This window comes from Pseudomonas sp. MD330_10, from assembly GCF_042610415.1.
Taxonomy (GTDB): domain Bacteria; phylum Pseudomonadota; class Gammaproteobacteria; order Pseudomonadales; family Pseudomonadaceae; genus Aquipseudomonas; species Aquipseudomonas rhodesiae.
Window position 1 is genome coordinate 68,865 of record NZ_JBHGZU010000003.1, and the last position, 9,106, is coordinate 77,970.

The window sequence follows — 9,106 nt, forward strand, 5'->3', positions numbered from 1 at the left end:
GGTTCCTTGGCAACAAAATCAGGCCGGTATGTCTGATGGACCGCAGCTGTGTGCGGTCGTGCCAAAAGGTTTGCTAGGCCAGCACCGCCACGGCCTTGATCTGCGCCCACAGAGGCTGGCCGGGATGCAATTGCAACTGATCGCGGGAAAACCGTGTGATGCGCGCCAGTAACGGTGTACCACCGGCGTCCAGGCGCACCAGTACATGGGCGCTATTGTCCGCGGCGATTTCCTCGGTGACGGTCACCGGCAAACGGTTGAGGATGCTGCTGTGTTCTTCGGCCTGCGGGCTGAGGCTCACGTCACGAGCCTGCACCTTGACCCGCAGGGCCTGGCCGATGCCCAGCGGTGCGTGGGCCACGCGCATGGTCGAGGCACTGCCCGGCAACTGCAACGTGAGTAATTGGTAGTGCGCATCGTAGGCAGTGACCACGCCGTCGATCACCACACCGGCTTCGTCGCCACGCGCCAGGGGCAGGTCCAGGCGCGCCAGCGTGTCGCCGATGGGACCGCTGGCCAAGGCCTTGCCGTCGCTGAGCAGCACGATGTGATCGGCCAGGCGCGCCACCTCATCCTGGGCATGGCTGACGTACAGCACCGGGATGTCTAACTCGTCGTGCAGGCGTTCCAGGTACGGCAGGATTTCGCTTTTGCGCTGGCTGTCGAGGGCGGCCAGGGGCTCATCCATCAGCAGTAAGCGCGGGCTGGTAAGCAATGCGCGGGCGATGCCGATGCGCTGGCGCTCGCCGCCGGACAGGTGCTGCGGGTGACGTTCGAGCAAGTGGCCGATGCCCAGCAGTTCGGTGGCCTGAGCCATGTCCACCCGCCGTTGCGCGCGCGGTGTGCGCTTGAGGCCGAAGGCCAGGTTGGCGCGCACCGACAAATGCGCAAACAGGCTCGCTTCCTGGAACACATACCCCAACGGGCGCTGGTGCGGTGGTACGAATAGGCCGCTGCGGCTGTCTTGCCAGACCTCATCGTTGATCCGCACAAAGCCGTCGCCGGCCCGCTCCAACCCGGCGATGCAGCGCAGGCAAGTGGTCTTGCCCGAGCCGGAATGCCCGTACAGCGCAGTGACGCCGCGCCCGGGCAGGTGCAGGTCCACATCGAGAGCAAAGCCGGAGTACGACAGTCGCAGGCGTATTTCCATCATCGATATCAGTTCCAGCCCATGTTGGTTTTACGGCTGGAGTAGAGCGCCAGCAACACAAAGAACGCGAACACCACCATGGCGCCGGCCAGCCAATGGGCCTGGGCGTATTCCATGGCTTCGACATGGTCGTAGATCTGCACCGACACCACGCGCGTCTTGTCCGGAATATTGCCGCCGATCATCAGCACCACACCGAATTCACCCACGGTGTGGGCAAAGCCCAGAATGGAAGCGGTGACAAACCCTGGCCGCGCCAGGGGCAGGATGACGCTGAAGAACGTGTCCCACGGCCCGGCGCGCAGTGTCGCAGCGACTTCCAAAGGCCGCGTGCCGATGGCCGAAAAAGCGTTTTGCAACGGCTGCACCACAAACGGCATGGAATAGATCACCGAGCCAATCACCAGCCCGGCGAAGCTGAATGTCAGGGTGCCCAGCCCCAGCCACTGGGTGAACTGGCCGAAGTAACCGTTGGGCCCCATGCTCAGTAGCAGGTAAAAGCCGATCACCGTCGGTGGCAGCACCAGGGGCAGGGCGACGATCGCCCCCACCGGCCCGCGCCACCAGGAGCGCGTACGTGACAGCCACAGGGCAATTGGAGTGCCGATGACCAGCAGGATCACGGTGGTCAGTGACGCCAGTTTGATGGTCAACCAGATCGCAGAAAAATCGGCACTCGATAGGGGCATTTACAGCTCGTAACCGTAGGATTTGATAACGGCAGCGGCTTTCGGCCCTTTGAGGTATTCGACCAGCGCTTTGGCAGCGGCGCTGTCTTTGCCTTTGTTGAGGATCACCGCGTCCTGTTTGATCGGGTCATGCAAGGCCGCGGGGACGATCCACGCCGAACCGCTGGTGACTTTGCCGTCTTTATAGATCTGCGACAAGGCCACAAAGCCCAGCTCGGCGTTGCCAGTGGAAACGAACTGATAGGCCTGGGTGATGTTCTGGCCTTCGACGAGCTTGTCCTTGACCTGTTCGCTCAGGCCCTGTTTGGCCAAAACCTGGGTGGCGGCCAGACCATAGGGCGCCGCTTTGGGGTTGGCGATGGACAAGTGCTTGAACTGATTGCGTTTTAACACCTCACCGTTGGCATCGACATAGCCAGCTTGAGGCGACCACAGCGCCAAGGTGCCCACGGCGTAGGTGAAGCGCGAGCCTTTGACTGTATCGCCTTCGTTTTCGAGTTTCTGTGGGGTGCTGTCGTCGGCGCTGAGGAACACTTCAAAGGGCGCGCCGTTCTTGATCTGGGTGTAGAACTGGCCGGTGGCGCCGTAGGACGCGACCAGTTTATGGCCGGTGTCCTGTTCGAAGCTGGCGGCCAGCGCCTGGATCGGTGCGGTGAAATTGGCCGCCACCGCCACTTGGACTTCATCGGCGTGGGCCGAGCCGAACACGAGGGCGGTAGCCAGGACGGCCAGGCGTGAGGCATGAATCAGCATGAAGCAGCTCCTTGGAATGCACGGCGTGGTTAATCGCTATGTACGGGACTATATAGCGGTTAGCCACTGCCGGTACAGTGCAACGTTGCCGCAACGGATTACGTGAGTTTGGCCAGCGCCTGCTCGGCCAATTGACGCGTCAGTTCATAGGTGCCGATGTCACGGCCCAGACGCAAGGCCTGGCCTGACCACAGGTTGCTGAAACCGCCTTCATCCTTTGCTTTGAGCGGCATCAAGGCGCCGCCGGCGCGGGGAAATGCCGGCGCTGCGGGATTCATCGCGCCCAATTCGCGCATGACTCGATTGACGATGCCTCGCGCCGGGCGGCCGGTGAACAGGTTGGTCAAGGCGGTTTCACTGGCCTGGGCGTGGCGCAACCCATAGTGATGGGCCGCGCTCACATTGGCTTCGGGGGTAAACAGGTACGCCGTGCCGACCTGCACCGCCGAGGCGCCCAGGGCGAACGCTGCGACGATGCCCCGCGCGTCGCCGATACCGCCCGCGGCGATCACCGGCACGCTGACGGCGTCGACGATCTGCGGCACCAGCGCCATCAGGCCGATCTGAGTGTTGAGGTCATCGCTAAGGAACATGCCCCGGTGACCTCCAGCCTCGATGCCCATGGCGATGATTGCATCGCAACCGTGGGCCTCTAGCCAGAGGGCTTCTTCCACCGTGGTGGCCGACGACAGCACTTTGGCCCCAGTGGCTTTGACCCGATCTAACAAAGCTTTTTCCGGCAGCCCGAAGTGGAAACTGACGACCTCGGGGCGGAACGCCTCTACCACCTGACACGCCTCGTCGTTGAACGGCGCACGGTTGGACACCGGCGTCGGCGCCTCGAAATCGGCGCCCAGTTCGCGGTAGAACGGTTGCAGCAGGGCTTTCCAGCGTTGGTCGCGAGCCTCGTCCGGCGCAGGCGGCTGATGGCAGAAGAAGTTCACGTTAATCGGCCGGTTGCCGGCCGCACGGATGACGCTGAGGCTTTCACGCAGTTGCTCGAGACTCAGCGCGGCGGCGGGCAACGAGCCCAACGCGCCTGCCTGGTTGGCGGCAATCACCATGGCGGGCGTGGTGCCGACGGCCATGGGCGCCTGGATAATGGGTACCTCGATGCCGAGCAAGTCGAGAATCCGTGTGTCAGGCCAGGTGCTCATGGATGGGGCTCCAGCGAAGGTCAGTGGTTTCGCTGTTTTTAGCAGGGCGTATGCCACGCGGCCAGTCTGTTTTATTCACTGGACGCTGTGGACGTTTCGTGCAGTGCTATCAGCTTTTGCTGTTACGTTCGCGCTCAAGCAATGCCTGCTTGCGTGCAACGCCCCAGCGGTAGCCGGACAGCTCGCCATCGCTGCGCACCACCCGATGGCAAGGGATTGCCACCGCAAGGCTGTTAGCGCCGCACGCCTGGGCCACGGCACGAAACGACTTGGGTGCGCCGATGCGCTGGGCGATCTGCGCATAACTGGCGGTGCTGCCCACTGGGATATCCCGCAAGGCTTGCCACACACGCTCCTGAAACGCGGTGCCACGCAGGTCCAACGGCAAATCCAGGCCCAGCGCGGGCGCCTCGACAAAGCCGACGACCTGGGCCACCAACCTTTCGAACGTCGCATCGGCGCCCACCAGTTCGGCCTTGGGGAATTGGTCTTGCAGGTCGCGCAACAGTTGTTCGGGGTCGTCACCCAGCAGGATCGCACAGACGCCTCGACTGCTCTGCGCCACCAAAATCGCCCCCAGCGAGCACTGCCCGACGGCGAACCAAATAGCGTTGTGAGCGCCGCCGGCCTTGTAGTCGCTGGGTTTCATGCCAAGCAGCTGATCGGCCGCTTCATAAAAACGACTGTTGGAATTAAAACCGGCGTCGTACAGCGCAGCCGTCACGGAATGCTGGCCCTTGAGCCCGTCGCGCACTTTGCGGGACCGATGGGCATTGGCGTAGCCCTTGGGCGTCAGGCCCGTCACGGCCTTGAAAACGCGATGGAAATGGAACGGGCTCAGACCGGCTCGGTCAGCGAGGGTATTCAGACTCGGCGCAGTGGCGGCCTGCTCGATATGCCGGCATGCGTCGGCCACCAATTGGGCGTGGTGGGCGGCCAGTTGGGTCTGGTCGCCGCTCGCGCGTTTGCTGGGGCGATAGCCGGCGGCTTCGGCCTGCGCCGGGGTGTCGAAAAACTCAATATTCTCCGGGCGCGGCAGCCGCGAAGCGCTGCTGGGGCGGCAATAGACACCGGTGGTCTTAACGCCATACACAAACCACCCATCAGCGTTGCTGTCGCGGGCCACAATGGCAGCCCAGCGGGGATCTTGTTCGATAGTCATGCTTGGCACTCTTGACGGCTCCCGGGCAGATTAACCGCGCCGAGACCGCCTGGCACTCCGAAGCTTGCGGTCAAATCAACCGGCGGTGCGTAGCGTCAGGTTGATGCGTTGCGGGCCCATCACCGGATGCACCCCGTCTTTGATCGGCATCACCCCATGAAAGCGCAGGCGGTCCACACCGCCCCAGACCACCACATCGCCATGGAACAGTGAGATTTTCTGCGGTTTGTCAGCACGGGCATGGCCACCGAACAGGAAGATCGCCGGCAGGCCCAGGGATATTGACACCACGGGCGCTGCGTAATCGCGCTCGTTTTTGTCCTGGTGCAGCGACATCTTGGCCCCGGCCACGTAGCGGTTGATCAGGCAGGCGTCGGGGGCGAACGCGGCGAAACCGGCCTCGGCCGCTGCCTCTACAGCCAATGCCCGCAAGGCTTCGGGCAAGGCGGGCCAAGGCTGTTGGGTGCGCGGGTCGAAGGGGGTGTAGCGATAGCCGGTGGTGTCGGTGGTCCAGCCCAGGTCACCACAACTGCTCAAGGCTGCCGACATGGTAAAGCCACCGGGGGTAACCATTTGGCGAAACGGTGCTTGCGCCAACACGCGGCGCAGTTCCGGTAGAAGACGATCAATCCAAGGCAGGGCGTAGCCTCTTAGCACGTAGGACTGTTCGCCGATCTGCTCACGCCCTGCGGGTTGCTGCAAGGCGTGGTCGGCGAACAGGTCCGCAGTGGGGCCGGGCATGGGCTTAGAGTGCCTTGCTCACAGTGATGTCGGTAATTTCATCACTGGATTCATGAATTTTCGCCAAGGCTTGCTTGGCTTCTTCCAAGTCGTTGCTGTGCAGGTGGGCAAACTCGAAACGGCGCTCGCCGTTGAGCTTGTACTTGATCACGTATTTGGTGGTGGCAGTCACGGTTATTTCCTGTGGAAGGGCGGATCAGCTCAGCTTGGAGCTGGTACGACGCACGATACGAATCTTGTGGGACAGCGCAGGTTTGCGGGTCACGCTGATGGCGCGGCGGGTGACCACATCCAGGGTGATGTTCCAGAAACCGGTGCTCGGCGCGGTGATCTTCGCAGGGAATTTATCGAACGCACCGCCATGGTAAGTGTGGCGGCCGCCGTTTTTGAAGCTGCGAAAGTTCGCGTCGCTCATCAGACGGATATTGCAGGTTTGCGAGCATTCGATGACGACAATATCTCCCTCGTTGAGGTGCTCGCGCTGGTGGATAAATTTCATGGGAGTGTCTCCAGAAGGGCTTTTTCTGAAAAATCAGAATGATACGTAGGTTAAGATGGAGTTTATCAGCCCCAGCGCGTTTATTATCGGCCCGTCTTCAACGGCGTCGACAATTTAAAACAGTTATTTACCGTGTGATCAGGGATAAATCCTACGTGTCCGGGAGAAATTTACCATCCCCGCTGTCGTAGGGTCTTTATCGGAGGTTTTTATATGAAGTGGAGTGTGTTGGTTCTGGCCTTGGCGTTGGGTGGATGTGCTTCGGTTGCAGACATCAAGCAGACCCCGCCAACGTTGGCAGTGATTTCCGGTAAGAAGCCGCAGGAATACGCCGCATGTGTTGTGCAGAAACTCTCCACTACCCGTCGGCCACCGCAGATCGAGCCGCACAAGGAAGGCGTCAGGGTGATCGTGCCGCAGAAGTTCTCGGCCGACCCATCGGCGATTTTTGAAATCGAGGAACGCTCCAGCGGCAGCAGCATCAAGCTCTACGAGAGCATGTCGAATGTGCCGATTCGTCCGGGCGATGTGAAAAAAGCCGGTGAGGACTGCATCTCCGGCTGATCCTTTGAGCCTCATCATCAGACTTCGAATCCGATAAAAGCCTGGCCCTGCCGCTGCAGTGTCAGGCTTTTTTATTCTCGGCGTTAATATTGTGGAAGCAGGGCCATTGCCCTACGCTTTGTAAGGTTTATGCCGTAAGGGCATCAACTCATAACAATAAAAACGGAGTCGTGATGAAAGCTCTGCAACGAGTGCTGATAAGTAGCGCGCTGCTTTTGCTGATGGATAACGCCCAGGCGCTGGATGGTAAGAAAATTTTTATGGAAGGCGGTGCGCAGCCGGGCGCCATGCCCTGTGTGGCTTGCCATGGTGCGGATGGTTCAGGCATGGCGGCGGCTGGTTTCCCGCGGTTGGCGGGGCTGACGGCAGCCTATGTACGCAAGCAGCTGGAGGATTTCAAAAGCGGTAGCCGTAGCAACCCGGTGATGCGCCCGCTGGCAATTGCCCTGACACCGGCGGAGGTGGACGCACTGAGCCAAGCCATCGCCGCGATGCCGGCGCCAGCACCGGCTGCGCTGCACCGCAGCGAAATGCCGACCACAGCCGCGCAGCAACTTGCCTGGCAAGGCGCGTGGGAGCGGCTGATTCCTGCGTGCGTCAGTTGTCACGGTCCGGCCGGCAGCGGCATCGGTGACGCGTTCCCGCCACTGGCCGGCCAGCCCGCGACCTATCTGGCTGCGCAGTTGAGCGCCTGGCAGAACGGCACTCGCCGCAACGATGCCAATGATCTGATGGGACACATCGCCAAGTCACTGACCGCCGAGGAAGTCCAGGGTGTCGCTCAGTACTTCGCGTCATTGAACGTGGAGGTCAAGCCATGAAGGCGCATCTGATCACTCCCGCTGTCGGGCTGTTGATGGTCCTGCCAAGCCATGCCGCAACCATCGCCATGGAAGACCAATCCCAGTTAGTGCCCCATTCGGTCGAATCGCCAGCCAGCGTGTTCCAGCCACCGGCGGAAAAAGACTTGCCCGACAATGCCTATGGCAAGTTGGTCAGGCAGGGATATGCCTTGTTCGTCGACACCAAGCGTCTGGCCCCGCAGTTTGTCGGCAACGGCCTCAATTGCAGCAATTGCCATCTCAACCAGGGCCGCCTGGCCAACTCGGCGCCGTTGTGGGCGGCCTATCCGATGTATCCGGCTTATAGAAAGAAGAACGACAAGGTCAACACCTACGCGGAGCGGTTGCAGGGCTGTTTCCAATTCAGCATGAACGGCGGCACCCCGCCGGCCGCCGACAGCCCGGAAATCACCGCTTTATCGGTGTACTCCTATTGGCTGGCCAGTAAGGCGCCGCTGGGCGTCGAGCTGCCGGGGCGCGGGTACCCAGAGGTGGCGCAACCGGCAGACGGTTACAGCTTGGCTCGGGGCGCACAGGTCTATGGAGAGCAGTGTGCGGTGTGTCATGGGCCGCAAGGCCAAGGGCAAAAGGTAGGCGACGACTACGCGATGCCACCGCTATGGGGTAAGGATTCCTACAATTGGGGCGCGGGCATGCACCGCATCAATACGGCCGCATCGTTTATCAAACACAATATGCCACTGGGTAAAGGCGGCAGTTTGAGCGACCAGCAGGCCTGGGATGTGGCGGCCTACGTCAACAGCCACGAACGGCCGCAGGATCCGCGCCTGGTGGACGGCTCGGTGGAGAAGACCCGACTGAAGTTCCACGCCAACGACGGCGTCAATTTGTATGGCCAAACCGTAGAGGGCGTGCTGATCGGGCAGGGCATCCGTTAGACTGTCGACCATTCAATGCAAAAATGCCGTGCGAGCCCGGGTTCGCGCGGTATTTGTCTTTTTCTGGAAGCCAGTTATGAAACGTGAAGATGTCAGAGCCCGCCATGCCGAGGGTCAGATCTCGGCCACCCATGTCATCCAGAATCCTGCCGACCTCGGCGAGTGGATCGTTTTCTTCAAAAAAAGCGGTGGACGCAGTTTCTTCCTTGTGGACGATCAGGACGAGGTGGAGTCGTTCCAGCGCCTGGACGATCTGATCGAGACCATTCGCGGACTGGGCATCAAGTTCGCCGACATTCAGCTGTAAGCGCCGACGCTTATTTGCACACCACGACGACGCTGCGGCTTTTGTAGTTGCCAACGTCCTGGCCCAGGGTTTTCTCGCTTTCCTTGAGCGACGGCGTGCCTTCGGTGCCGACAATACGGTAGCCGGTGCCTGCACATGAAGCGTCGGCCTTTTCGTAACAGCTGGCCCAGGAATTGGCTTCGCCGGAACAGTCAATGGTCAGGCCTTGTTCGCCGTTTTTCAGGTAGACGTCCGAGGTGGTGGTGCAGCCGGCGAGTGCCAGTGCCGCAGTAAGTGCCAGAATCTTGTTCATAGGTGTTCGTCATCAAGGGTGTAGGAGGGGAGCGCTGACACTGTCGTGGGG

At 61.2% G+C, this 9,106-nt stretch carries 13 protein-coding genes; 4 read left to right on the plus strand and 9 right to left on the minus strand.

What is annotated here, in order from left to right; genetic code table 11:
• Positions 1-73: 73 nt before the first annotated feature.
• The 8 genes from modC to ACFZPT_RS05770 form a co-directional block, all read right to left on the minus strand.
• Complete coding sequence (gene modC / locus ACFZPT_RS05735) at positions 74-1,153, minus strand: molybdenum ABC transporter ATP-binding protein (protein ID WP_034098016.1); 1,080 nt, start codon at positions 1,151-1,153, stop codon at positions 74-76.
• A gap of 5 nt (positions 1,154-1,158) precedes the next feature.
• Positions 1,159-1,839 carry a molybdate ABC transporter permease subunit gene (modB, locus tag ACFZPT_RS05740; protein ID WP_034098015.1) on the minus strand — a complete coding sequence of 227 codons (681 nt, stop codon included), beginning with the start codon at positions 1,837-1,839 and terminating at the stop codon, positions 1,159-1,161.
• The gene (modA, locus tag ACFZPT_RS05745) at positions 1,840-2,592 is read right to left on the minus strand and encodes a molybdate ABC transporter substrate-binding protein (RefSeq protein WP_034113791.1); all 753 of its coding nucleotides are present in this window, start codon (positions 2,590-2,592) and stop codon (positions 1,840-1,842) included.
• A 98-nt stretch (positions 2,593-2,690) separates the two neighbouring features.
• Positions 2,691-3,749: a nitronate monooxygenase family protein gene (locus tag ACFZPT_RS05750; RefSeq protein WP_034113790.1), complete on the minus strand. Its 1,059-nt coding sequence runs from the start codon at positions 3,747-3,749 to the stop codon at positions 2,691-2,693.
• A 109-nt stretch (positions 3,750-3,858) separates the two neighbouring features.
• Entirely contained in the window at positions 3,859-4,911 is a 1,053-nt protein-coding gene (gene ada / locus ACFZPT_RS05755; RefSeq protein ID WP_034113789.1) for a bifunctional DNA-binding transcriptional regulator/O6-methylguanine-DNA methyltransferase Ada, read from the minus strand.
• A gap of 75 nt (positions 4,912-4,986) precedes the next feature.
• A complete protein-coding gene (gene alkB, locus ACFZPT_RS05760; protein ID WP_034113788.1) occupies positions 4,987-5,652 on the minus strand; it encodes a DNA oxidative demethylase AlkB in 666 nt (221 codons plus the stop codon).
• A 4-nt stretch (positions 5,653-5,656) separates the two neighbouring features.
• Complete coding sequence (locus tag ACFZPT_RS05765) at positions 5,657-5,824, minus strand: hypothetical protein (RefSeq protein ID WP_098100993.1); 168 nt, start codon at positions 5,822-5,824, stop codon at positions 5,657-5,659.
• A 24-nt stretch (positions 5,825-5,848) separates the two neighbouring features.
• A complete protein-coding gene (locus tag ACFZPT_RS05770; protein WP_003191319.1) occupies positions 5,849-6,151 on the minus strand; it encodes a DUF1883 domain-containing protein in 303 nt (100 codons plus the stop codon).
• A gap of 213 nt (positions 6,152-6,364) precedes the next feature.
• On the opposite strand from ACFZPT_RS05770, the gene ACFZPT_RS05775 reads away from it, so the two are divergent.
• The 4 genes from ACFZPT_RS05775 to ACFZPT_RS05790 all read left to right on the plus strand — a co-directional run bounded on the left by ACFZPT_RS05775 (position 6,365) and on the right by ACFZPT_RS05790 (position 8,763).
• On the plus strand, positions 6,365-6,715 hold the full coding sequence (locus tag ACFZPT_RS05775; RefSeq protein WP_034098008.1) for a hypothetical protein: 351 nt from the start codon (positions 6,365-6,367) through the stop codon (positions 6,713-6,715).
• A gap of 173 nt (positions 6,716-6,888) precedes the next feature.
• Positions 6,889-7,536: a c-type cytochrome gene (locus ACFZPT_RS05780; RefSeq protein ID WP_034113787.1), complete on the plus strand. Its 648-nt coding sequence runs from the start codon at positions 6,889-6,891 to the stop codon at positions 7,534-7,536.
• The gene (locus tag ACFZPT_RS05785) at positions 7,533-8,456 is read left to right on the plus strand and encodes a c-type cytochrome (protein WP_034113786.1); all 924 of its coding nucleotides are present in this window, start codon (positions 7,533-7,535) and stop codon (positions 8,454-8,456) included. Before ACFZPT_RS05780 ends, ACFZPT_RS05785 begins: the two co-directional genes overlap by 4 nt.
• A 76-nt stretch (positions 8,457-8,532) precedes the next feature.
• A complete protein-coding gene (locus ACFZPT_RS05790) occupies positions 8,533-8,763 on the plus strand; it encodes a hypothetical protein (protein WP_034098003.1) in 231 nt (76 codons plus the stop codon).
• Positions 8,764-8,773: 10 nt separating this feature from the next.
• On the opposite strand, the gene ACFZPT_RS05795 is transcribed toward ACFZPT_RS05790, so the two are convergent.
• Positions 8,774-9,055 (minus strand): hypothetical protein, encoded by a 282-nt coding sequence (locus tag ACFZPT_RS05795; protein WP_034098001.1) that lies wholly within the window; start codon positions 9,053-9,055, stop codon positions 8,774-8,776.
• Between the last annotated feature and the right edge of the window lie 51 nt (positions 9,056-9,106).

Bases quoted from the DNA above. Each gene is read 5' to 3' on its own strand.
- modB (WP_034098015.1), bottom strand. From the start codon at position 1,839: ATGCCCCTATCGAGTGCCGATTTTTCTGCGATCTGGTTGACCATCAAA.
- modC (WP_034098016.1), bottom strand. From the start codon at position 1,153: ATGATGGAAATACGCCTGCGACTGTCGTACTCCGGCTTTGCTCTCGAT.
- ACFZPT_RS05780 (WP_034113787.1), top strand. From the start codon at position 6,889: ATGAAAGCTCTGCAACGAGTGCTGATAAGTAGCGCGCTGCTTTTGCTG.
- alkB (WP_034113788.1), bottom strand. From the start codon at position 5,652: ATGCCCGGCCCCACTGCGGACCTGTTCGCCGACCACGCCTTGCAGCAA.
- ACFZPT_RS05770 (WP_003191319.1), bottom strand. From the start codon at position 6,151: ATGAAATTTATCCACCAGCGCGAGCACCTCAACGAGGGAGATATTGTC.
- ACFZPT_RS05785 (WP_034113786.1), top strand. From the start codon at position 7,533: ATGAAGGCGCATCTGATCACTCCCGCTGTCGGGCTGTTGATGGTCCTG.
- ACFZPT_RS05775 (WP_034098008.1), top strand. From the start codon at position 6,365: ATGAAGTGGAGTGTGTTGGTTCTGGCCTTGGCGTTGGGTGGATGTGCT.
- ACFZPT_RS05795 (WP_034098001.1), bottom strand. From the start codon at position 9,055: ATGAACAAGATTCTGGCACTTACTGCGGCACTGGCACTCGCCGGCTGC.
- ada (WP_034113789.1), bottom strand. From the start codon at position 4,911: ATGACTATCGAACAAGATCCCCGCTGGGCTGCCATTGTGGCCCGCGAC.
- modA (WP_034113791.1), bottom strand. From the start codon at position 2,592: ATGCTGATTCATGCCTCACGCCTGGCCGTCCTGGCTACCGCCCTCGTG.
- ACFZPT_RS05750 (WP_034113790.1), bottom strand. From the start codon at position 3,749: ATGAGCACCTGGCCTGACACACGGATTCTCGACTTGCTCGGCATCGAG.
- ACFZPT_RS05790 (WP_034098003.1), top strand. From the start codon at position 8,533: ATGAAACGTGAAGATGTCAGAGCCCGCCATGCCGAGGGTCAGATCTCG.